Origin of the sequence: Bacteroides nordii, assembly GCF_019930665.1 — a bacterium.
Taxonomy (GTDB): Bacteria; Bacteroidota; Bacteroidia; order Bacteroidales; family Bacteroidaceae; genus Bacteroides; species Bacteroides nordii.
Window position 1 is genome coordinate 1041574 of sequence record NZ_CP082886.1, and the last position, 21241, is coordinate 1062814.

Consider the following 21241-nt stretch of genomic DNA (forward strand, 5'->3'; position numbering starts at 1 on the left):
TTATGAGACATAAATTATCAGCCTTGGTCCTTTTGCTGGCATTGCTTGTAAGCACTTCTTCCTGTAATGAAAGCGACCTGGATGTGACCATATACGGACAACAGGAGGATAAAGATTTTTATAAGAATCTGGACCAGTTCAGTCAGGCACTGAATATGTGTTATTACTTTACTAAGGTCAGATGGGAAGAATTTACCTGGCATTATATGTGCGTGAAGAGTATCGGAACCGATGATTGCGAAAAGGGAGGCAGTGGTGTTTCAGACAGGGCCGAATGGTACGAACTGTCAACATGTAACATCAATACGACAAATTCGGAAGTTGCTTCTTTTTGGAAGCACCATTATCGATTAATCTATCAGGTAAACCTTTTACTTGATAACGGAGAGATTTTCAGAAACAATAACCAATTGAGTGAAACGGATCTGGCCCTACTAACTCGTTATGAGAATGAAGCCAAATGGTTAAGGGCATGGTGTTATTATCAGTTGATTACTGTGTATGGAGATGTGCCTTTGTTTGTCCATGCAGAATCAGTTTCCGATATTTATAAGTCACGTTCTCCTAAAGCAGAAGTGTATGCACAGATTATCTCTGACCTGAAAGATGCGACTCAACTGCCCAAACGCAGTGAGCTGGATATTGCTGAAACCGGAAGGATTACGAGTGGAGCCGCTTGGGCTTTATTAGGGAAAGTTTACTGGTTCATGCGTGATTTCGAAGACTCGGAAAAAGCTTTAGGTGTATTGGTTACCGGAGAACAAAAGGATGAATACAAGCTTTGTCCCGACTTTGCCGAGATGTGGCTAAACTACAACAGCAATAGTGTTGAATCTATCTTTGAGGTGCAATACAAACAAACAGGAGGCGATTGGACGAAAGCGACAGGGTGTGCACTGCAATGGTATCTTAATTCGACGGATGACGGCTATAGCTTTCATATGCCTACAGCCGATCTGTATGCTGAGTTTGAAAAGAATGATCCGCGTATCGTCTGGACCTTTGTCCGTACGGGAGACGAGTTTGATGCTGGAAACCCTGTGAAAAATAGTCGCTATCCTGCCGGTATGTGGGACAGGAAACACTATGCCCCTCGCTCCGAATATCAGGGCGCTGAGGTGTTTATCTCAGTAGCCGACGGCAAGATAACTCATCATTTCCTACGCTATGCCGATATCTTATTGATGTATGCCGAAGCGCTAAATGAGAACAATAAGCCGGATAAAGCCCTGATCTATTTGAATGAGGTACGTGACCGAGCCAGGATATCCAGTGTGACAGATCCGAAACGGAAGATCAAACAAGTGGATAAGCCTGTGGTATCAGCAGCAACATTACCTGCGGTTACTACCAGGGACAAAGAGGAACTTAAGAAAGCAATCTGGCACGAACGCCGTGTGGAATTGGCTTTGGAAGGTTTCCGGCGTGACGATCTTGTTCAGCAGCAAAGGTTGGGCAAGGTTATGACTGCCTATTACAACAATCATGCGATTACTAAATATGAGGAAGACAAAGGCCGTTATTTCATAGAAGGTAAACATGAACTGTTGCCAATTCCGCAAGGAGAGATTGATAAAGCAAATGGAGCGTTAACCCAGAATAATTATTAACTGAATAACGGAGTGGGAATGACTTGTTTTTCCGTATCCGTTTAGAATGATGAAACTTTATGAAATTAAAATATATTGGTAGTAATTTACTTCTTTTACTTTTGTTGGTGGGCTGTGCATCAGATAAAACTCAGCTAACGGACTGGCAGTTGATTCCTTTCACCAAGAATCAGGGTAAGAATATCTGTCTGGTTCCTATCCCTGATACGAAATTCTTTTGTCCGATCCGGCAAACATTCGTATATTGGGAGGCAAAAGATGTATTTAATCCTGCAACAGTAGTAAGAAATGATACCCTTTTTATGATTTATCGTGCGGAAGATGAAATAGGTAAGTATGCCGGGACTTCAAGGCTTGGACTGGCATTCAGTACGGACGGATCTAATTTTATCCGGCATGCCGAACCGGTGGTCTACCCCAATAATGATGAATACAAGAATTATGAGTGGGAAGGAGGTGTTGAAGATCCCCGGATAGTTGAAAGTGAGGATGGGGTTTATTACCTCACCTACACAGCATATAATGGTGACAAAGCACGTTTGTTTGTTGCGACATCCACTGACCTGAGATCATGGACAAAGTACGGGTCTATATTTAAAAAATACAATAACGGAGAGTTGGTCAATATTTGGTCGAAAGCCGGTTCGGTTGTTTGCCGGAAAGAGGGGGAACGCCTGATTGCAACAAAGATAAACGGTAAGTACTGGATGTTCTGGGGTGAATCTAACATTTACATGGCTACCTCGGAAAACTTGATTGACTGGAGTCCGATAGAAGAAACGGATACCACCAAAACAGTTTATGACTTCATCCGTAACCACCGGATGTTTAAAACGCTTTTTACCCCACGGCAGGGGATGTTCGACAGTGGATTGGTGGAGCCCGGTCCACCGGCTATCATTACTCCCAAAGGTATCTTGTTTATTTATAATTCCCGGAATAGTGATAACCCCAGAATGACACCGGATTCTGCCTACCAACCGGGAGAATATACTTCGGCCCAGATTCTGCTCGATAAGGACGATCCGACTGTGGTTCTTGAGCGTGCCCATGAACCGTTTCTGAAGCCGGATCAGCAGAGTGAGATCAACGGGCAGGTAGGCAATGTTTGTTTTGCGGAAGGCTTATCTTTTTATAAAGGAAAATGGTTTTTATATTATGGAACTGCCGATTCGAAGATCGGTGTAGCCCAATGTGATAAGTTAATACATTAATTTGTAGCAGATATGATGAAAAACAGATTTATTTATTTTTTAGTTTTCATGCTTCTTCCGGTTGTAATGATGGCTCAATATAAACTTAATTTCGGGTTGAGACAACAACAACCTGCCTCGGAACTTCCAAAGGGTAAGGCTCCGCTGATCCCGGCAATAAGGAAAAGTAAAACAGATATGAAAGGGGTTGTCACACCTGCCGGAGAGCAGCAATACCGTTTGAGTGACGGTTGGGAAATGCTGGATGGGAAGAGTGTCATATCTTCCGGGAAATCGGTCTTTGATATGGCTGGCAATCGGGCTGACTGGTATCATGCGACAGTGCCCGGAACGGTACTTACCACTTTAGTAGAGCAGGGAGTCTATCCGGATCCTTATTTTGGCCTGAATAACCTGCATATCCCTGATTCCTTATGCCGGAAAGACTGGTGGTACCGGATCAATTTTGATATGCCTGTGGATATAGACGGTAAAGTGACCCGCTTGCTTTTGAATGGCATCAACTACAAGGCAGATATTTGGTTGAACGGTAAACCGGTTGGGGATATGGCAGGAGCTTTCAAACGGGGACGCTTTGCTGTCTCGGATGTGGTGAAGCCCATCGGCAATGTACTGGCTGTTCATATCTTTCCACCTAATAATCCGGGAATACCTCATGAGGAGAATGAGAAATGGTTTGGCCCTAATGGAGGGGCCTTATGCCTGGATGGACCTACTTTTATCTCATCTGAAGGCTGGGATTGGATCCCGGGCATCAGAGACCGTAACATTGGTATCTGGCAAGATGTGTTGATACAGGTTGGTGGAGAGGTGACAATGGATAACCACCAGGTGATAACCGATCTGATGCTTCCGGACACGACGGTGGCGGATATAACCGTAAAGACGGAATTGCATAATGAAGGAAATCTGACAAAGAATATACAGTTGAATGCTCGCATTGGGAATATTTTGGTAAAGAAACTATTCGAAGTTCCTGCGCATGGACAAGTGCTTGCAACCCTGTCTCCCAAAGAATTTGCTGCATTGAGGTTGAAGAACCCCAAATTGTGGTGGCCTAACGGTTATGGTTCGCAACCGTTGTATAACCTGGACCTGGAATTAATGGATGAGGGCAAGGTTACGGAAAGCAGGACAGTGCGGTTTGGTATTCGTGAATTATCATACCAATTAACCGTAGATACCTCTGATCGTCAGGATTTACGTGTGGAATATTCTCCGACAGATGTGCAACAAAAGGGGTGTCCGTTGTTTGATTATGTTTCCCGCCGTGAACTTAAAGGAAAGCATAAATGGACAACTATAGGCCGGTTACGCGATGAAGTGGATGCTGCTGATTTCAAGAAAATAGATGATTCTGGCAATCCTTTCCTGGTTATAAAGGTGAATGGACAGCCTGTCTTTTGCAGGGGTGGTAACTGGGGCATGGATGACGGTATGAAGCGTGTTTCACGCGAGAGGCTTGAGCCTTATATTCGCTTACATAAAGAAGAAAACTTCAACATGATCCGCAACTGGACAGGAGAAAGCACGGAAGAGGCTTTCTACGAATTATGTGATGAATACGGAATGCTTGTATGGAATGACTTCTCCATATCAACTGAATTTTATAACCTGGACCCTCTGGATGAGGCTCTCTTTCTTGCTAACGCAACTGATATTGTGAAACGCTACCGGAACCATCCTTCCATAGCAATCTGGTGTCCGCGTAATGAAGGGTATGCTCCTGAAGGTTTGGAAGAACAGTTCCAAAAGATGATTGCCAGAGAAGACGGCACACGCCATTACCATGGCAATTCTCGTTCGCTGAACCTGATGGCTAGTGGCCCGTGGAGTTACATCAAAGAGCCACTGAGGTACTACACCGAATATGCCGAAGGCTTCAATTCGGAGTTGGGCACTCCTTCTGTTCCGGCTTATTCGACAGTGAAAAAGTTCATTCCTGAGAAAGACTTATGGCCGATCGGAGACGTATGGTACTATCACGATCTTCATATCGGTAGCTTTGAGTGGAAAGATTATATTGAGGATGTAAACCGGATGGGAAATGCATCTTGCCGTGATGCGCAGGAGTTCTGCCGCCGTGCACAGGTCATCAATTACAACAGTCATCGTTTCATGTTCGAAGCCTGGAATCATAAGATGTGGAACAATACCAGTGGGCTCCTGCTGTGGATGTCTCATCCAGCCTGGCCTAGTATGATCTGGCAGACTTATTCCTACGATTATGAAACACACGGTTCATTCTATGGTTGCAAAAAAGCTTGTGAACCTGTTCATATACAATGGAATATGAACGATCGCAAAATTGCAGTAGCTAACATCGGACTGACTGCATATAGGAATGCCGTAGCCTCTTTTTCTGTCTATGACTTGAATGGCAAATTGCTCTATGATCGCAAGATGAAGATCAGCCCGGCAGCCAATGCGCTTTCTACGGCTGAAGAAGTTATCATACCTCAGGATATTGATAAGCTGGTTTTGGTACGTTTACAACTGAAAGACAGTAAAGGTCAGCTTTTGTCAGTAAATGATTATTGGTATGAGAAGGGGCTGTCGTGCGCTCCCGTTTCATTGGGAAGTGTTGGACCTGTTCACTTACAAGCATCGGTCAAAAGGAAAATGAATGCTAAAGATAACCGTTGTATAGTGAACATGAAAAACACTTCCGGTCGAATCGCTGCCTTTGTTAAACTTAATGTAGTGGATGCTATTACGGGAGAACCGGTTTTGCCGGCTTACACGTCGGAGGGATATTTCAACCTGTTGCCCGGAGAAAGTAAAATAGTGGACATAGATTTACCGGAAAGCACTTCTTCGGATAAGTTGAAACTCGCTGTCGAGCAGTTGAACGGAGAGAGCACCGTGTATGATGTCTTTTAATTAATAAGTAACTCTATAAAGGTGATGAAAAATAAATTGATCCTCTTATTCTTTGGATCCCTGTTCTTTGCGCCCGGTATATTCGGGCAGGATGGGCGTGTTTACGATGAATGTCACGATCTGGCTGCGGTTACCTGGTGTGGAAACAACAAGGTTGTTTCTGGTAGCAATACGGAATGGGTTGCCAGGATGGGTGATGTATATCGCTATAAATTAGATAATACCGAGAATTACAGTTATCTGGTTTATGCAATGCCGACTGGGAAGAAGGTGAAATCGGTTACGGTCGATTTCTATTCCATAGTTGGGCAAAAACCTACTCTTGCCGTCAAGAATACAGAAGGTAAAGAGACGAAATATGTAGTAGGGTGGTCTAATGGTTATCCTGAAGAAATATCTCTGGGTACAAATATTAGCCGGTTCGTTTTGGAAAGTACGCTTATACCTGCTGATGCATGCGAAGCTGTGGTCTATCTGGATGCATATACGGATGTGGAAGTCATGCGCGTTATTGTTGAATATGGAGGCGGATATCAGGCTCCGGAATATAACAGGCTGGCGGATTACTCCCGGATAAACAATCTTTTGGCAAAGGCGAAGGCCGGGAAAGAGTTGACGATAGGTGTCCTTGGCGGGTCCATTACCGCAGGGGCGAATGCCGAACCAATGGCTTCCAATTGCTATGGGGCCCGGATAAAAGAATGGTTTCGAACTCAATTCAACAGTAAGGTGACATTGGTCAATGCAGGTATTGGTTCCACAAACTCGTATTTTGGAGCTATCAGGGCAGAAGAGCATTTGCTGAAATATAATCCGGATCTGATTATTGTCGAGTATGCAGTAAACGATCATGAAGATGAAATTTACAAGCATTTCTATGAAGGCTTATTGCGTAAGCTGCTGAAAGCTCCGGGAGAGCTGGCAGTGATTTCCTTGATGATGTGCACACAGGCGGGGATAACAAAACAGGGCCAGCAAATACCCATTGCACAGCACTATGGCATACCGGTAGTGAGTTATAATGATTATGTAAAAGATGAGATCGTTTCCGGGAAGGGAAGTTGGCTCGACTTTTACAAGACTTCTGCCATGCCATCGGGCGACGGAGTACATCCTAACACTATTGCCCATCAGAAGACGGCCGACTTGCTTGCTTCCCTGTTTGGGAATATACCTGATATTGCCGATCATGAGGCGAATCGGATGTTACCCAAACCTTTGTACAGCAAGGATTTTGAAGATTCCTTTTTCTTATCCGCAGCAGATATAACACCGCAGAAAACAGGAACATGGATAGACGGAGGAGCGATCTGGGATTTCAAAACAGGAAAAGGATGGAGGTCTGTTGTGAAGGGCAGCGAACTGACGTTTGATATCCTGGGTGACGTAGCTGCTGTCACTTACTGGAAAAGGCCTGCTAATGAGTCCTATGGCAGGGCTCAGATCTGGGTAGATAATAATCCTCCGGTTGTGGCCGACGGTTCAAATGGCGATCACATCGACCAGATTGTACTATCCGGTATAGGAAAAGGTAGACATAAACTTCATGTAAAACTTCTTGATAGCAAACCGTTTGAGGTTACTTGCATTGCTGTGTCGGGCGATAGGGAGTTTGGTTCGGATAAAAAGATAATCCAGTCCCTGAAGAATCAAAACGGAATTGTATTGGAAGAGAATGAGTTGGTACTTGGAGACCAGGGAGAGCCGGTCACTGTGCTGAACACGGAAGACGGATATCTGACGTTTAAAATGGGTATTAAGTATTTAGGGATAGATCCCTTTTCCGGGAAGTTAATTCTATCTGATACTCCCGACACCGATGCTACAAAGTTTCTGTTTGTAGACAAAGGTGACGGGTGCGCTTTTCGTTCCGTATTGAATGGAGACTATCTCTCGATAGCTGATGGCCTGCAGGCTACCGCTACGAATGTCACAGAGACGGAACTGTTCCGGTTATTGAGTGCGAATGAAACGTCTAATCCTGAAGTTATGCTATCCGGCGAACCGGTCATTTATGCCGTTCGGAATTATCTCTGTGTGAAAAACGCATTCGGACGTAGGCTGAATGCCTATACATTAACCGGTCTGAAAGTTTTATCTGCTTATATCGGTGATGATAATTATCACTATCCTCTGGATAGTGATTTATACATTGTCATAGTTGATGATTATCGTAAAAAACTGCTGATCAGATAGTGTGTGACTGATTCAAAAAACAAGGAAAGCAACAATTGGAATTATAAGTACCTCATCAAAATAAGTTTTTATTAAAATGGCTAAATTTAATCCCCGTTTGCTTACCGAGTGCTGCCAGCCATCTGTTAGCTGCATAGAAGAGTTTGTCTTTTCCAGGTAGTCTTGTGGGTCGAACCACTCCTTCTTGAGTTTTCTCCATACCGTTTCCGCAATATTCAAATGTGGCGAGTATGGAGGAAGAAAGGTATTCTTTGCCTTATGTTGCGGGATTTATGTACACGGTATTATCAAAAACCAGTACAGCCTTTTTTCTTATATTGAAAGAAAGACTTTCGAGGAAACCAATGACCTATTCAATGGATCAATTACCGGGAGCCTATTTTGTATATCCGGCTCAATCGCCGAAAACCGTTCAGCAAAATAGAAATTCCATTTTTATTTACCAAGATTTATAGAAATGTTAGATTAAAATGATAAAATCTTTTGTATTTATTGTGAATATTAAAATATTATGTTTAATTTGCAACCGAGATATAACCAATGTTAAATTAAACTATTACGAGTATAAAACATTTTACATTATTCCTGACTATTGCTTTTCTGGTGACTGGTAGTTACACTTTTGCACAATCGAAGGGGTTCCGTACAAGTCTGAAATCAAAGACGGAGAACGCAGGCAATACATCCCGCTTTATTATGAAAGCAACTTCTGAAGCCGGAACCTGGAAACCCCGGAAAGAGGTTATCTATGAGCCCGATATGGAAGGAGAGACCGACGAATGGCTCGAATACGGTCAGATTACCAATGAGTATGATAATAACAGTAACAACATTTCCATGATTGAAGATAATGGAGATGACCAGAACCGGACGCTCTCTAAGTTTGATGCTATAAACAATAAAATCGAAGTTATTAAACAGAATATGGAGGCGGGAGAATGGGTAAATACGGAGAAAACAGAGTATGCATACGATCCGGTCGTGACGGATTACCAAACCGAGCGCAAAGCTTACACATGGGATCCGGCAACGGGAAAATGGATTCTGAACTATGCTCATAAAAAGGTAATAACCCGGAATGCCAAAGGATTTGTAACGCAAGTATCCATCATGTTGATGAATGCAAAAAATCAGTTTGATGAGCTTGAACGTACCGAAATTACCTATAACGGCGGTGATTTGCCTGCCACAAGCTGGAAATTCCTTCAGGCCAATGAGAGTTTTCAATTGGTTGAAATGGTGAGGTATGATAAGATCAACTGGGATCATTCGGACGGCCAGATTCTTAATAGCAACGAAGCATTCATGATTGGCAATAACCGCATTAAGAAGGCAGACATTTATGACGAAGGCAAAAAGACAGCCACATTCGAATGTACCTATGTCGACGGAAAGACCGATTTCGATTGCCTGATAAAATCGATCAATGGTGTGGACGAAATCCATCATACATTGACTGAACTTGACGGGAACGGTAGTTATAAGGAGGAGATTATAGAAAGGTTCGACGAAAACGGGGACGGTGAGATGGAAATTTACGATCAATATACGATTGCAACTTATGATGATCATAAAAACCCGATAGCCGAAGAAAATTTTGAGGTGAACGATGGAGTTATCGAAAAAACAAATGGTCTTAAAATGCTTTATACATACGGCTCGAACGGTGAAATCACCGAAACGATCAATCAGATGTATGATTACGAAGCTGCAGTATATATGAATATGGAGAAAATCGTAGCTTCCGACTTCGTATTCTTCGCTTCCGGAGTCGATTATACACAGACAAAAAACGGTAGTTTGAATATCATGGTTTCGGATAACCAGGTAAGATTTGAGAAAGAAGGTATGAATGGCTACGCTATCTACTCCGTAACCGGTACCTTGATTTCGAAGGGGAAGGTTGAAAACAATCATGGCGAGGTATCGATTGGCGCATTTCCTTCCGGACTTTATATCATCAAAGTAACAACCGGCGACGGACAGCGTGAAACGGCTAAATTCGTCAAAAGATAGAGCTTTGACTCTTTGAGTGCTGTTTTATTTTGTAAAATGTCTTAAAAGCAACGACCAGTTGCTTTTAAGACATTTATATTTATATACCGGAAGAAACAAAATACTACCTTTGCGAACGGTCAATTAATACGATAGTCAATTTCGGCACATGAAAACCATTAAAGAAATTGACCGGATCGGCGTGGGGCCTTCCAGTAGCCATACGATAGGGCCCAAAATTGTGGCAGAAAGATTTCTGGCCCACCCCCCCCAGGCTAAGTCATTCAAAGTAACTGAATGGCAATATGAAACGATGAATATGAGGATAAAGTCTGGATTGATTGAACGATAGTCTGAGCGGTTCAACCATAAGCTAAAACGTAAGGCATTTAATATTGAGTGGAAAATAAACCAATCAATGACGTTTTATCATGATACTCTACCTTACCTTTTTGGAGGTTAGAGCAAGAACTTATCATGACGCAACTGCAATAAGCAGAAAAGGACGAAAGTTGTATCCGACAATTCATCGCGCCAATAGTTACCAAAATAACATTTTGTGGGGAACTAGCCCAAAAGTTAAAACAGGAATTTGATCAATGGTGTATAGATATTGATGCATCTATGTCTATAAAAAATCCAACATTTAATTAGAAACTATGTTAGCATCCGCATCATACAAATAAAATTCTAAACGCGGATTTATAGAGATTAGTAAAAATTATCTGCTTCAATCTGCGTTTTTTATTTTTATTTCTCGTACCTTGTCAATCAAATTATTATAAAATAACATTATTGATTATGCTGGAATTTGTGAAAACTAAAAGAGCACCTCTATACATAACACTTTTTCTATGTAATATTTTAATGCTAAAAGCGCACGAAATAGTATATATCCCCCTTTGTGATGGAAAAAATACCATATCCAAAATCAGGGAGCCTGTTATGAAGTCCCAATCGGACTGGATAAAAAATGTATTTGAAAAAGGTATTTATTATTGTTTGCCGACTTATGCAACAGAGAAATATTGTGCAATATCCCATCATGAAAACGGAACAAAGAAAATACTGTTTTATTTAGAAAATTATGAGACAATAGAAATCGTTGGTAATGGAGCTACTTTGCTATTCCACGGTTAAATAATGACTTTCCTTTTTGAGAATTGTCAATCGGTAAGTGTGAAAGGGCTCACAATAAATTGGGATATTCCGTTTACCTTTCTGGGAGAAGTCGTTAGTGTTAATTCAAAAGAAGGATGGAGAGAAATTAAGCTCTTTAAGGATGGGCTCTCTTGGAAGCTGGAGAAGGGACAAATCAAATTCCCTGGTGTCGATAGATTTAATTATACTTGCCTGGGAAGTACACTCCCTTTTGAGAAAGATACAAAACGAGTAGTGCATGGCGCTATCGGCATTGATAGCGAACTTGATAAAAATTAAATATTTACGTATGAAAAGAAAATTAGTACCATTACTTCTATTAAGCAGTAGTCTTGCAACTGCTCAACACCCCAATATAGTAGTGCTTTTTGTAGATGATCTGGGGTGGTCTGATTTGGGATATCAAAACCCTGAATTCGAAACTCCGAATATTGATAAATTAAAACAGGAAGGATTATATTTTTCACGTGCTTATGTTTCCACTGCAACATCAAGCCCGAGTCGTGCTTCGTTGCTTACGGGAAAAGAAGCCCTACGTTGTGGTTTCGTCCGCCATATTTATGACAATCCTGATAGAAAAGAGTTCCAAACATTAGCGACTGATCCCGGTCACATGAAATCACGTGGATGGTTACCTTTGGATGAAATTACGTATGCTGAGCGTTTGAAGGAATTTGGGTATTATAACTATTTTGTTGGGAAATGGCATCTTGGACATGAACCATATTATCCCATTTATCAGGGATTTGATGCTATGTACGGTACGTGTGAACATGGACATCCAAATAGTTACTATCAGCCTTTTTTTAAGACAGAAAATCCATTTCCCGAAGCTGGAAATAGCGAATATCTGACCGATAAGTTAACAGAGGGTGCTGTCGATTTTATTGAACGCAGTGCTACTAAGCAACCTTTTCTTTTAAATGTTTGGTATTATGCGGTACATGATCCTCATATCGGACATAAAGATTTAGTGAACAAATATCTGGCAAAAGGAATGGAAAGAAAAAGAGCTGAATATGCCGCAATGGTAGAAACGGTGGATAATTCGGTAGGACGTATACGTGATGCCATTCAAAAAAAGGGAGTGGCGGAGAATACAGTTTTTATATTTGCGTCCGATCAGGGAGGAGATTTTACTAATGCCCCGTTAAGAGGAGGAAAAATAGGCGGAGACACTTTGGGTGAAGGAGGTTCACGCGTACCTTTAGTCGTCTATGCACCAGGCATGAAAGCAATGGGGCAGACTTATGACGATCCTGTACAAACTATCGATCTTTACCCTACCATAGTTGAATTAGCTTCAGCGAAACAATGTAATGATAAACAAATAAACGGGATAAGTTTAATTCCTGCATTGAAGGGAAGAAAACTAAAAAAACGAGACTTGTTTTTGCATCGCAGTTATGAGGACCAAAACGCCGCGATTATTGATGGTAGCTGGAAATTAATTAAATATCGTAGTGGTAAATTGCAACTTTATAATATTAAAAATGATATTGGAGAAACTACTAATTTGGCTAAGACCTATCCCAAGATAGCTGAAAGAATGTTGCTGCGATTGGAACACTGGCAAAAAGAAGCAACGCCTAAAGAATTATTGTCCACTCAATAATTAATGAAAATATTTTTCAGTCTCAGTTAGCCATTATCTTTCGATGATTTTATTCCATTGGTAATGAAAGTGCGAAATAAAGCAAAGAATGAGCTAATTGTACCCCTGTGTGGATGAGCGAAAAAGTGCTGAGCTTAATTCCTCAGAATGTACCAAGAGAATTGATGGTTGTCAAAAATGCGGCTCACGGGGGGAGAAGATCCTATAATGGTTGACTTTGACAACTTTATCAGACGAACAGAGGATTTCGTTTCTCCTATTATTATGTAAAAGTCTTGAATTACTTCAAGGCTTTTTTTATGCCCATCCTCTAATTTCACAATAGTCCTTAATCATTACTGAAACCTCATAGTTAAGACAAATTATACGCAAGCGGTTACTAGCTCTCAATGTGAAATGAAGTAAACTCTTGCTTGCTTTTGGATAAGTTGAAAGAAATCCTCTCGGATCATCGGTTGCAAACAATCTCATATCGGGGTCTTCAAGCGATATGTACTTATAGTCAGTAAAAGATGTTTTATGTAACAAAGAGTGAAATTACTTATTTACAACCTTGATAATAAGAAATTTGATGAGAATAGGTTTATAGCCTTGTCTCTTCGTTAAGACCCAAAGATATAATAAGGTAGCAGCAGGCAAGTTCCGTAAAACCTTAATTTTACGGAACTTATTCTTTTTAGTCGCAGACAGTCGGAATACAAAGAACAGATTTATTGATGATTTTTTACTATAATCCGCTAAGCTTACTTCTTATTTATATACTCTATTGCTCGAATTGCTTTTGATTGTGGTATATATCAGCAATACCAGTGTCAAGGTTTAAATTCTTTCACAGCTCTTTCCAGTCTTTCCAGACTTAATTCTCCGGATTGTCTCCACAATTGTTCGCCCTTTCTCATTAAAATATAGGTAGGAGTATTTTCAATGGTATACAATTCTGCAAGAGCACGTTCCTGATCGATGTCAATTTGTACTACTTCAAGAGTTCCTGCCATTAATTTTTTAAACTCCTCTATAATGGGATGCATTCTCTTGTTTTCAGGTTGTCGGTGGGCATAAAATTCAGCCATTATCCAATTGCCGTGAGTTAACTTTTCTTTGTTCCGTTCTTCACGGGCTTCTTTCTTTTCTTTCATATCGATAATGTTTTAAATATTAATTGCTATCCAACAATAAAAAAAGAAAAAATGTTTGCGTGAGGGGTGAGAATAAACATAGATTAGGGGTTAATCAGGGTTTACTGAATAATTCATTTACTCAAATTTGATCATTATCTATTGGACAGGCATCCCAAGAGATTTACTATAAACATAACGGCAAACCCTACTTCGGCATCGCTGAGATATAAAAAGGCACAGTTTTAAATCTCCGGATAGAAGAAAATACCGTAATTGCAAAAGTAGAATGTCTGATGCAGAGATAGTGACAATCCTGCTGTTGCTTTTTCTTATTCGTCCTTTTAAAGAAAATAAATACCTAACTGATTTATGGATTCCTCCTTTATCAGTTAGGTATATCACATTGGTGTGGTTAGAGTGGCAGATTGAATACATATGAAGCTCGTAACATTCCAATAGAGAAAGTTCCTTTTCTGTTATGGCTTAAATGAAAAGCCGGTTGCCGATTAAAATTCTTTGTCATACAAATCTTCCGGATTAACTTACAAGTAACTTCGCGTTCAGATGTATATCCGGTAAATAACAGAATGAATTTTTTCATACTTGGGGATCAATTTTAGAGCCAACGTACAAATCGTTTGATATACCACACTTTTACAACTTGTGTCAATGCACAATAACTAAGCAGAATACCTATCAGCCAGGGAAAGTAGCTCAATGGCAGTGGCATAAGTCCTATCGAAGCACCAAATCTGGTGAAGGGTATCACGATGCCCACAGCCATGATAAAGAATGTGAGCCCCATCACCGGCCATGTTGCCCGGCTTTGGATAAAAGGAATTTTTCTTGTTCGTATCATGTGTACAATGAGGGTCTGTGAGAGCAACCCTTCAATGAACCAGCCGGACTGGAATAAGGTTTGGTGCTCAGGGCTATTACATCCAAAGGCATACCACATAACCAGATAGGTGATAATATCAAATATGGAACTGATAGGTCCGATACATATCATAAAACGACTTAGGTCGGAAGCATCCCATTTGCGTGGCTTACGCAGGTATTCCGGGTCCATACGATCAAACGGGATCGTTGTTTGTGATATATCGTACAGTAAATTCTGTATCAGTAAATGAATGGGTAGCATGGGTAGAAAAGGCAAGAAAGCGCTTGCTGCCAATACACTAAACATATTTCCGAAGTTAGAACTTGCTGTCATTTTAATATATTTGGTAATATTGCCAAAGGTTTTCCGTCCTTCGATTACTCCATCTTCCAGTACCATCAGATCCTTTTCAAGCAGGATGATATCAGCACTTTCTTTTGCTATATCTACAGCCGTATCTACTGATATACCGACATCCGATTGTCTTAATGCTGCGGCATCATTAATCCCGTCTCCCAGAAATCCCACTGTATTGTCTTGTTCCTGTAATAGCAGGATGATTCTTGTTTTTTGTAGTGGCGTTAGCTTAGAAAACAAAGTTGTATCCGGTAGATGCTCTTTCAGCTCATCGTCCGTCATTTTCTCAATATCCATTCCTGTCAGTGAATGAGAGGTATTGATTCCTACTTGCCTTCCTATGGTTTTTACAATAGCTTCATTGTCACCCGACAGTACTTTAACCTCTACTCCATGTTCGTGCAGTTGCCTGATAGCATTGGCTGCAGATGTTTTGGGCGGGTCCAGAAAAGCCAGGTATCCGATAAGAACCATTTCTGTCTCGTCCCCGACCGCAAAGTCATGTTCTTTTTCGATAAAACTCTTTTGAGCCACTGCCAGCACCCGCATTCCTTCTTTATTCATCTGCTCACTGATAGTGATTGCCTTTTGCTTGATTTCGTCCGTCATCCGGTGTACGGTGCCGTCAAATTCGGCGTATGAGCAGATGGTCAGTACTTCTTCCATGGCTCCTTTGGTTATGATCTGTCGTTTCTGCTGATTATCTTCAATTACTACAGACATACGGCGGCGGATGAAGTCGAAAGGTATTTCATCTACTTTCTTGTAGGAATCCTTCAGATGCTCCATTTGTAACTCTTTTACGTGTGACAATATGGCTTTGTCCATCAGGTTCTTCAACCCTGTTTGGAAGTAACTGTTGAAGTAGGCATGCCTCAGAATGCGTTTTTTTTCATCACTACTACCGTCTGCATTAATGTATTTCTCTAATACGATATTATCACAAGTGAGCGTTCCGGTTTTGTCTGTGCAAAGGATATTCATTGCTCCGAAATTCTGAATGGCATTTAGGTTCTTTACAATCGTTTTCTTTTTGGACATAGCAACTGCACCCTTAGACAGGTTCGCAGAGATAATCATAGGAAGCATTTCCGGTGTTAGCCCTACTGCTACTGACACGGCAAAAATGAATGCACTAAACCAGTCTCCTTTTGTCACTCCGTTTATCAGAAAAACGAAAGGAACCATGACCAGCATAAAACGAATCAGCAGGATACTCACTTTACTGACTCCTTTATCAAAAGCGGTTTGTGCCCGTACTCCTGTAATACTTTTGGCGATAGTGCCCAGATAGGTATTTATTCCCGTCTGGAAAACAATTCCCTTAGCCGATCCGCTTATTACAGTAGATCCCATGTAGCAGATATTATCCAACTCCACCACACTTCCTTTGCGGAATTTGTTGTCTTTTGCTTCGGGATATTTTTCTATTGGTTCCGATTCTCCCGTCAGAGAAGATTGGCTGATGAAAAGATCTTTGGATGCGATGATGCGTATATCTGCCGGAATCATATCTCCGGCTGCGAGGTATACAATATCTCCGGGCACCAGTTGTGTGATATCTATTTCTTCTTTGTCCGCTATGCCGATTCGTTTTACACTACAGGAGTTTTTCACCATTTTCATCAGGGCACTGGTTGCTTCCCCGGCTTTCCATTCTTGCCAGAAACGTAGCACTGCACTGCATATTACCATGGAGAAGATGATGATAATTCCGGTCCATTCTTGTTCTCCCGGTTCTGCCATCCATACGTCAATGACCAGTGAGATAACTACTAAGGCCGTCAATACTCCGATAAATGGATTAATGAACGCTTTGCAGAATACAATAACAGGACGCTTTTTTTGTTCATGAATCACTTCATTTTTACCATACAGTTGTTGGCGTTCTTTTACTTCATCATCCGTTAAACCATACTTTGTGGTCTGAAAGTATGAATATGCCAACTTTAACGGTTGGGTAGCAGCGAGAAATACCCTCTCGGCATTAAACTGCAAATTCTGATTGTTTTTTTTCTTTCTCCCGATCATAATACCTGCTCTGTTTTAAAAACGGTTCATATTAAAGTTTTGACGGTACAAAAGTAGAAACGACTCCGTAAAGGAGCCGTTAGAGTATTATTAGAGTGGAATTAAAAAACGATTAGAGTTTTTCTCAGATGTGCGGTAGTTCTACCATATAAGTAGTTCCCTCTCCCAACTGGGAGTTTACCTCAATCTTACCATGATGTAGTGTTATTATTTTCTGAGTCAGCGACATACCAATACCGTATCCGTCAGTATAACTTCGGTTTTCTCCTCTATAGAATGGAGTGAACAGGTGGGCTTTATCTTCATCTGATATACCTATACCATTGTCTGAAAAGCGGATAATCGAACTTGTTTGCCAGAATGAAATCTGGATGAAAGAAGTCTGATTCTTGGAGAACTTACAATTGTTCTCTATCAGGTTAACAAAAGCGGTCGTTAGCAGATAACTATTTCCAAGAATGGTAATCACTGAATCATCTTCGGCTTCTTGTTCAAAGATTAGTTCTACTTTATAGTTAGGATTAGCTTTCATAACCAACTCCCGTGCATCCAGCAATAATTCATCAAGACGGCTATTCTCCATTTTTATCTGTTCGGGCAGATAGTCTGCTTTAGCCAGATTTAATAATCCTTCTATGAGCTTCACTACACGATGAGAGTCGTTTATGGCATTGTTTATAGCCGCTTCATATTCTTTTGGTGTACGTTCTTTCAATAGAGCAAGTTCCAGTTCGGTTATCAGCGCTGCCATGGGTGTCCGGAGTTCATGAGAGACATTGCTGACAAACATTTTCTGAGAGCGAAAAGCCTTTTCCAGTCTGTCGAGCATTTGATTGAATGTGAGGCTTAGCTCTCCCAATTCATCTCTTTTCTTTTCAACCGGCAATCTTTTGTTGATCTGTTGTGCTGTTATACTTTCAACTTCATTTAGGATGTTAGATACGGGAGTCAACGCACTGCGTGCCAGCAGGTAGCCTGCTATTATGAGTATGCTGAGGCTCATTACCGAAAGGATAATCAGAATATCTTTTAGTGCTTTCTGATTTTCGTATCCATAACCGTCATAGGCAGCCGCTGTAATAATGTAAGTTTGATTCTGAAAAACATATACCATCCCTATAGCCTGGAATTCACCCTGATAAAACTCTATTGATTTCTTTTCCAGAATTTGCTTGATCATTTCGGGTGTTTCTTTTACGATGTCGTTTTGGTAGGCATCATGATATATCATCTCGAAAGAAGGGCTATAAACAGCTACTTCCACTTCATTGATAAATGCCGTGTTATTAATATAAATAGATTGCATCGTTCTGGCATCCACCTGATTTCTTAGAAACAGGTGTGCTTTGGTTATACCTTCCTGTCTTAAATCACGAAAAAAGGTTTTACTACGGCTATGCTCGCTAAAAAAATAAATAGCCAACATTGACAACAAAAAGATTGCTGCTGTCACGCTGGTGTATCGCAAGGTTAATTTGGTTCTGATTTTCATATCTTATCAGTGAATATAAAGCCCATTCCTGCTTTAGTTTGAATTAACTTTGTTTTAAAATCACGGTCTATCTTTTTGCGCAAATAGTTGATGTACACGTCTATAAAGTTGGTGCCGGTATCAAAATGAGTGTTCCATACTTTGTCTGCTATTTCTACACGGCTTAATACGCGTTCTGCATTTTCTACCATATAGACCAGTAAGTTATATTCTTTAGGAGAGAGCTTTATTTCAAGCCCGTTTCTGTATACAGTTTTACTTTTCAGGTTAATCTTTAAATCGGCATAATCCAACTCTTCCGGCGCCTGGCGGATGTTTTCTGCAGAACGTTTTAGCAGCACATTGATACGTGCGTTCAACTCTCTGAAATCGAAAGGTTTCACCATATAATCATCTGCTCCGGCATCAAATCCTTCCAGCTTGTCGTCGGTAGAACCCAGAGCAGTAAGCATGAGAATGGGAATTTCCGGATTGATCTTTCTTATTTCTTTGGATAGTTCAAAACCGTCCAGCTTAGGTAAGATTACATCCGAAATGACCAGATGAAATAGGTTTGACTTGAATATACGCAACCCCATCATCCCATCAAATGCTACAACAACCTGATAACCTGATTCTTCAAGTCCTCTTTTTAAGAGTTCGGCAACTCTCTGTTCATCTTCAATAACCAATATCTGATACATAACTTCATGGATATTATTTAGAGTATACAAAGTTAATTCATACTTTCTTGACTTTAATACAACTTATTCATAATTTAACGATCGGGAGCCGATTGCCTTCTTTAGGTAAAAATAAGGCTCCATGAGTATATACCCATAGAGCCTTTCTTTCATTGGTTTCTTTCTTTTATTTCACTCTTACGATGTCATAGTTCAAGTCGCTGACAGCTTCTTGCAAGCTATCGTTTGATAATGTCAGAGTCGTATCATTGGCTATGACGAAGTACACAGGTTCGCTACCGTCATTTGGGGTTAGTTTCAGAGCGGCTTTCTTTTTGTTTTTAACCGTTTTCTGAATCATCTGTGGCTTACCTTTTGAACTGAATGTTTTGTCTTTGCCCTGGCCTTCTGCATCCAGATAAGTCATATCCAGTGTGTAGGTAGTATCATTTGCATCGGCAAGCATATTCAGAGTTAATACGTAGCGAATACCCGGACCGTCAGCAGCAGGAAGGGTACCTTCATAAACTTGGGTTGCTTCTACTGTGGGTGACATTGTCTCAATGGCAAGACTGTCTGCTTCAGCCTCTGCGGCTTTGTTTGCTTTTGATTGGCATGATGCCAGAGCAGCTACGACGGCTGCCAACATAATTACTTTTTTCATTGTTAAGTGCTTTAAGTTAATATAAAAAGTGAGTTGCTTAATTACTCTTCTTCTTTTTGTATGACAAGCAACTTATCAACTCGTCCGCGGTCCATATCTACTACTTCAAACAACAGATTTTTGTAAGTAAAGGTATCTCCCGCTTTCGGGATGCGGCCAATGAGAAACATTGCCAGTCCACCCAATGTGGTGAAGTCTTCCGAATCTATATCGTCATAAGAGAGGATACTCATTTCTTCCATGAAATCACCAATATTCATCGAGGCTTCTACCAGCATAGAACCATCCTGTCGCCACACAATCTCTTCTTCTTCGGTATCATCTTCTTCGAGAATGTCTCCAAAGATACTTTCGGTGAGGTCGTGCAGGGTTATAATACCCTCTGTGCTGCCATACTCGTTAACAACAACTGCAAACTTGTTTTTGTTCTTCTTGAATAGCTCTAAAACTTTTTTGGCATACAAACTTTCGGGAATGAACAGGGCCGGACGGGCTATTTTACACAGGTCGAACTCCTGATGACTTCCTATCATCAGTATGATGTCTTTTACTGAAACAACGCCTATGATGTCATCCTTATTTTCATTGACCAGCAGGTATTTGCTGAAATGCTCATTGTCAATAATGCGCAATACCTCTTCTTTTGCTTCGTTGGCGGACAATACAACGATGTCACGGCGATGCGTCATTAGTTCATTGGCCCGTTTGTCTGAGAAGCGGAACACATCTTTCAACATTTCCGTTTCATCTTTATCAATCACACCCTGTTCGGAGCTTTGGTGAAGAATCATTTTAAGTTCTTCTTGTGTCATCATGCGTTCTTCGCTTTTCAGTCCGATGAGCTTATTGAGAAGGCGGGTTGAAATACTCAGTAGCCACACAAAGGGGTAAGAGACTTTGGTGAGTAAAATCATGATGGGGCTTAGCATCGTTGCATATCGTTCCGGATTACTCAAAGCGATAGATTTGGGTACCAGCTCACCGACAATTAATGAAAGATAAGTGATGACGGCTACGGTAGCAATCATTGCCAGGTTTTTGGCATAGAGTTCTGCTCCCGGGATCATAGCGAAGAGCGGGGTTACGTCATCGGCGATGGCTACACCGCCGAAGGCACCGGATATAATACCGATTAATGTAATGCCGATCTGAATAGTAGAAAGGAACTTTTCAGGTTCTTCCAATTGTTTCAAAACTCCGCGTGCAGATTTGTTTCCTTTTCCGGCAAGGGTTTCGAGACGTGCTTTACTTGAAGATACTAAGGCGATTTCGTACATGGCGAAGACGCCATTTAAGAGAAGTAAAAGAATAATAATTATAAATTCCATATAATATATGAATGATTTCCGTCCCGAAAATT

General features: G+C 41.0%; 17 protein-coding genes. 9 read left to right on the forward strand and 8 right to left on the reverse strand.

Going from position 1 to position 21241, the window contains the following annotated elements; all coding sequences use genetic code 11:
• Window positions 1-2: 2 nt before the first annotated feature.
• Genes K8P02_RS03935 through K8P02_RS03950 form a run of 4 tightly spaced genes read left to right on the forward strand, consistent with a single transcriptional unit; the run spans window position 3 to window position 7903 of the window.
• Window positions 3-1610 (forward strand): RagB/SusD family nutrient uptake outer membrane protein, encoded by a 1608-nt coding sequence (locus K8P02_RS03935; protein ID WP_223382033.1) that lies wholly within the window; start codon window positions 3-5, stop codon window positions 1608-1610.
• Between the two features lie 59 nt (window positions 1611-1669).
• Window positions 1670-2824 carry a glycoside hydrolase family 130 protein gene (locus K8P02_RS03940; protein WP_007484778.1) on the forward strand — a complete coding sequence of 385 codons (1155 nt, stop codon included), beginning with the start codon at window positions 1670-1672 and terminating at the stop codon, window positions 2822-2824.
• A gap of 12 nt (window positions 2825-2836) precedes the next feature.
• On the forward strand, window positions 2837-5707 hold the full coding sequence (locus K8P02_RS03945) for a glycoside hydrolase family 2 protein (protein WP_007484779.1): 2871 nt from the start codon (window positions 2837-2839) through the stop codon (window positions 5705-5707).
• A gap of 24 nt (window positions 5708-5731) precedes the next feature.
• Window positions 5732-7903, forward strand: a complete 2172-nt coding sequence (locus K8P02_RS03950; protein ID WP_025866898.1) for a GDSL-type esterase/lipase family protein — start codon at window positions 5732-5734, stop codon at window positions 7901-7903.
• Window positions 7904-7958: 55 nt separating this feature from the next.
• Here K8P02_RS03950 and K8P02_RS03955 read toward each other — a convergent pair whose 3' ends face one another.
• Entirely contained in the window at window positions 7959-8102 is a 144-nt protein-coding gene (locus K8P02_RS03955) for a hypothetical protein (RefSeq protein ID WP_223382035.1), read from the reverse strand.
• A gap of 497 nt (window positions 8103-8599) precedes the next feature.
• On the opposite strand from K8P02_RS03955, the gene K8P02_RS03965 reads away from it, so the two are divergent.
• From K8P02_RS03965 to K8P02_RS03985, 5 genes are all read left to right on the forward strand, one after another.
• Window positions 8600-9919, forward strand: a complete 1320-nt coding sequence (locus K8P02_RS03965) for a T9SS type A sorting domain-containing protein (protein WP_007484782.1) — start codon at window positions 8600-8602, stop codon at window positions 9917-9919.
• Between the two features lie 148 nt (window positions 9920-10067).
• Window positions 10068-10250, forward strand: coding sequence for a serine dehydratase beta chain (locus tag K8P02_RS03970; RefSeq protein WP_025866895.1), 183 nt, complete (start codon window positions 10068-10070; stop codon window positions 10248-10250).
• Window positions 10251-10699: 449 nt separating this feature from the next.
• Complete coding sequence (locus K8P02_RS03975; protein ID WP_007484784.1) at window positions 10700-11038, forward strand: hypothetical protein; 339 nt, start codon at window positions 10700-10702, stop codon at window positions 11036-11038.
• A 3-nt stretch (window positions 11039-11041) separates the two neighbouring features.
• Window positions 11042-11338 (forward strand): hypothetical protein, encoded by a 297-nt coding sequence (locus tag K8P02_RS03980; protein ID WP_007484785.1) that lies wholly within the window; start codon window positions 11042-11044, stop codon window positions 11336-11338.
• A 10-nt stretch (window positions 11339-11348) separates the two neighbouring features.
• Window positions 11349-12674, forward strand: a complete 1326-nt coding sequence (locus K8P02_RS03985) for a sulfatase (RefSeq protein ID WP_007484786.1) — start codon at window positions 11349-11351, stop codon at window positions 12672-12674.
• 812 nt (window positions 12675-13486) lie between these two features.
• Here the strand turns inward: K8P02_RS03985 and K8P02_RS03990 are convergent.
• From K8P02_RS03990 to K8P02_RS04020, 7 genes are all read right to left on the reverse strand, one after another.
• A complete protein-coding gene (locus K8P02_RS03990; RefSeq protein ID WP_007484787.1) occupies window positions 13487-13810 on the reverse strand; it encodes a thioredoxin family protein in 324 nt (107 codons plus the stop codon).
• Window positions 13811-14204: 394 nt separating this feature from the next.
• Window positions 14205-14393, reverse strand: coding sequence for a hypothetical protein (locus K8P02_RS03995; RefSeq protein ID WP_007484789.1), 189 nt, complete (start codon window positions 14391-14393; stop codon window positions 14205-14207).
• 15 nt (window positions 14394-14408) lie between these two features.
• Window positions 14409-17063 carry a magnesium-translocating P-type ATPase gene (mgtA, locus tag K8P02_RS04000; protein ID WP_223382037.1) on the reverse strand — a complete coding sequence of 885 codons (2655 nt, stop codon included), beginning with the start codon at window positions 17061-17063 and terminating at the stop codon, window positions 14409-14411.
• Window positions 17064-17187: 124 nt separating this feature from the next.
• Window positions 17188-18555 carry a sensor histidine kinase gene (locus tag K8P02_RS04005; RefSeq protein WP_223382040.1) on the reverse strand — a complete coding sequence of 456 codons (1368 nt, stop codon included), beginning with the start codon at window positions 18553-18555 and terminating at the stop codon, window positions 17188-17190.
• The gene (locus tag K8P02_RS04010) at window positions 18552-19238 is read right to left on the reverse strand and encodes a response regulator transcription factor (RefSeq protein ID WP_025866893.1); all 687 of its coding nucleotides are present in this window, start codon (window positions 19236-19238) and stop codon (window positions 18552-18554) included. Before K8P02_RS04010 ends, K8P02_RS04005 begins: the two co-directional genes overlap by 4 nt.
• A 166-nt stretch (window positions 19239-19404) precedes the next feature.
• Complete coding sequence (locus K8P02_RS04015) at window positions 19405-19881, reverse strand: copper resistance protein NlpE N-terminal domain-containing protein (RefSeq protein WP_025866892.1); 477 nt, start codon at window positions 19879-19881, stop codon at window positions 19405-19407.
• Window positions 19882-19922: 41 nt separating this feature from the next.
• Window positions 19923-21209 carry a hemolysin family protein gene (locus K8P02_RS04020; protein WP_025866891.1) on the reverse strand — a complete coding sequence of 429 codons (1287 nt, stop codon included), beginning with the start codon at window positions 21207-21209 and terminating at the stop codon, window positions 19923-19925.
• Window positions 21210-21241: the final 32 nt, after the last annotated feature.

Coding starts and splice junctions, on each gene's coding strand:
- K8P02_RS04005 (WP_223382040.1), bottom strand. CDS start 18,555: ATGAAAATCAGAACCAAATTAACCTTGCGATACACCAGCGTGACAGCA.
- K8P02_RS03970 (WP_025866895.1), top strand. CDS start 10,068: ATGAAAACCATTAAAGAAATTGACCGGATCGGCGTGGGGCCTTCCAGT.
- K8P02_RS03980 (WP_007484785.1), top strand. CDS start 11,042: ATGACTTTCCTTTTTGAGAATTGTCAATCGGTAAGTGTGAAAGGGCTC.
- K8P02_RS03950 (WP_025866898.1), top strand. CDS start 5,732: ATGAAAAATAAATTGATCCTCTTATTCTTTGGATCCCTGTTCTTTGCG.
- mgtA (WP_223382037.1), bottom strand. CDS start 17,063: ATGATCGGGAGAAAGAAAAAAAACAATCAGAATTTGCAGTTTAATGCC.
- K8P02_RS04015 (WP_025866892.1), bottom strand. CDS start 19,881: ATGAAAAAAGTAATTATGTTGGCAGCCGTCGTAGCTGCTCTGGCATCA.
- K8P02_RS04010 (WP_025866893.1), bottom strand. CDS start 19,238: ATGTATCAGATATTGGTTATTGAAGATGAACAGAGAGTTGCCGAACTC.
- K8P02_RS03995 (WP_007484789.1), bottom strand. CDS start 14,393: ATGAAAAAATTCATTCTGTTATTTACCGGATATACATCTGAACGCGAA.
- K8P02_RS03965 (WP_007484782.1), top strand. CDS start 8,600: ATGAAAGCAACTTCTGAAGCCGGAACCTGGAAACCCCGGAAAGAGGTT.
- K8P02_RS03990 (WP_007484787.1), bottom strand. CDS start 13,810: ATGAAAGAAAAGAAAGAAGCCCGTGAAGAACGGAACAAAGAAAAGTTA.
- K8P02_RS04020 (WP_025866891.1), bottom strand. CDS start 21,209: ATGGAATTTATAATTATTATTCTTTTACTTCTCTTAAATGGCGTCTTC.
- K8P02_RS03940 (WP_007484778.1), top strand. CDS start 1,670: ATGAAATTAAAATATATTGGTAGTAATTTACTTCTTTTACTTTTGTTG.
- K8P02_RS03955 (WP_223382035.1), bottom strand. CDS start 8,102: ATGGAGAAAACTCAAGAAGGAGTGGTTCGACCCACAAGACTACCTGGA.
- K8P02_RS03975 (WP_007484784.1), top strand. CDS start 10,700: ATGCTGGAATTTGTGAAAACTAAAAGAGCACCTCTATACATAACACTT.
- K8P02_RS03935 (WP_223382033.1), top strand. CDS start 3: ATGAGACATAAATTATCAGCCTTGGTCCTTTTGCTGGCATTGCTTGTA.
- K8P02_RS03945 (WP_007484779.1), top strand. CDS start 2,837: ATGATGAAAAACAGATTTATTTATTTTTTAGTTTTCATGCTTCTTCCG.
- K8P02_RS03985 (WP_007484786.1), top strand. CDS start 11,349: ATGAAAAGAAAATTAGTACCATTACTTCTATTAAGCAGTAGTCTTGCA.